This window comes from Loigolactobacillus backii, from assembly GCF_003946275.1.
Lineage (GTDB): Bacteria > Bacillota > Bacilli > Lactobacillales > Lactobacillaceae > Loigolactobacillus > Loigolactobacillus backii.
Genome location: NZ_RHNQ01000124.1, coordinates 1 through 2043, shown reverse-complemented (window position 1 = coordinate 2043; position 2043 = coordinate 1). Strand labels below are relative to the sequence as shown.

Below are 2043 nucleotides of genomic sequence, written 5' to 3'. Positions count from 1 at the left end.
AAAATCGAAATTAAATTTACTCATAACGAAACCCCCAAGATTGGATTTTTTCTGTCCAATCTTGGGGGTTCACTTTAGCTAGCCAAATTATTTTTTGCCGTACCATGTATTTAAACAGCCGATTAAGTTCCTTTGAATAAAGAGTGATTGGGTGCTAAGATGGGACTGAAAGTGAATTAGAAAACGCTTTCTGCCTATTTTTTTACCTTTACTACTAAGATTTTGATTCTTGGAGGGATTATTATGGCAACATTACAGCGAGATTTAGCACAATTAATGCAAGCTCAGGGCGAACAAGGCCCTTACGTATCAATTTTTATGGCAGTCTCACCCTATGAAAGTGGGATAGATGGTGATAAAGGTCGTTTTCGGGGGTTAATCCAGCAGGCCAAAGCAAATTTTAAGACCCGTTATCCAGAAAAAAATTGGACAACGTATCAGGCTGAATTTGAGACGGTTTTACAAACACGTGCGCTGGGTAATAATGGTGCGAAAAGTGTTGCCATTATTGCTGGAAGCGAACAAATTTTGGTTTATCCTTTGAACATCACTGTTGCTAATGTTGTTCATGTAGGTGATAATCTTTATCTTTTGCCAGTTATTGAGAACGATCAATTTAATTTAGATTATGATTTGTTAAAACTAAGTCGAACGGAAATGGATCTTTGGCGGGTTCAAGACGGTCTGGCCCAAAAAGTGGATCTACCAAATGAAGCACCTAAAACGAGTGAACAGGCGTTGGGGACTGAACTAACCAGCGGCAAAATGCGTTGGACTAGTTCTGGTGGTAACGGTGGTGTTCACGGACAAGATTTAAAAACACGAACTCAAGAAAATGATCACCAAAAGTATTTTCAGATCGTCGATAATTTTATTTATAAGAATTATTCCAAGGCGCAACAACGCCGGCTGGTTTTAATGGCCACGACGGAGAATCAGAGTATTTTTCGTAAAATTAGCAAGAATAATTATCTGTTAAAAGATACAACGGTGACTAAGCTTCCCGCAAAACTGGATCAAGGTGTGATTAATCAACTGGTGCTCGGTATTAACCAAAAGTTGAGTCAGGATGTAATGACTATCCTAGCGACTCAGGTTGATCAGGCCCGTTCAGCAAAAAAGTACCTTGATGATTTAAGCGATATAATTTCACGGACGACTGAAGGTGGCGTGGCGACATTGTTTGTTGCCAAAGATGCCACTGTGCCAGGAATTATGGATCTAAAGCAAAATCTTGATTTAAGGAGTCCGGCAGCTAAGGCAAATAATTTATTAAATGATTTAAGCGTTGCTACCTTGGCCTTAGGTGGTCAAGTCTATGTATTGCCGGCGGATGAACTACCGGCAGATACGCCCGCAATTGCAGTTCTGCGTGGCGTTAATCAAGCTTAAAAGGTTAACTTGCTTCTTCAGGAAGAAGCATTCGTTGATAGTAGCGTTCTTGTTCAATTAAAACTAAATTAGGTAAGATAGTTGCGGCATCAATTAACTCGATTGAGAAGTGATCATCTAGATAAGGCGCCTTTTGGGTAAAATAAATTTCGCAGTGTCGGCCATCTTTTTGAATCTCAACGCTTAAAATGACGGCCAAACGTAATTCTTGCGACTGTAACAGATCAAAATAATTCCAAATATAATTGGTGAAATAACGTGGTAATTCGGTTTTAATACCAGCGGTTACAGTTCGTTGTGTTTCACGCTTACCAAAAATAGTAATCACTCCTTAATAAAGTTTAATCTACCAAAAATAAAAGTTCAGTATTACGATTTTATTTACTTAATTATTTTAATTGTAGGTAATTCAGAATACGAATACTAGCTAAAAGTGGCTTTGTAAACGAAATGATACAAGGCATTAATTTATTTGCCATATTCAGGCTGAATTGCAATCTTTTCGGGGCTTTGTGACAAATAAATGACGATTGATAGCGTAAATATAAAGGGAAGAATAGTGCTGAATTTAAATGGCTCTATACTTTTTCCTGTTGATAGTTTACAAATGGTAAACTATTAACAGGATTTTTGTGCAGAAAAAGAGCTCAC

The 2043-nt window shown here is 37.8% G+C and carries 2 protein-coding genes; one reads left to right on the top strand and one right to left on the bottom strand.

Annotated elements, in window-relative coordinates:
• The first annotated feature begins 243 nt into the window (after positions 1-243).
• Positions 244-1392 (top strand): baeRF6 domain-containing protein, encoded by a 1149-nt coding sequence (locus tag EKM61_RS11780; protein WP_068226151.1) that lies wholly within the window; start codon positions 244-246, stop codon positions 1390-1392.
• A 4-nt stretch (positions 1393-1396) separates the two neighbouring features.
• Here EKM61_RS11780 and EKM61_RS11775 read toward each other — a convergent pair whose 3' ends face one another.
• Positions 1397-1720: a DUF960 family protein gene (locus EKM61_RS11775; RefSeq protein WP_068226152.1), complete on the bottom strand. Its 324-nt coding sequence runs from the start codon at positions 1718-1720 to the stop codon at positions 1397-1399.
• Between the last annotated feature and the right edge of the window lie 323 nt (positions 1721-2043).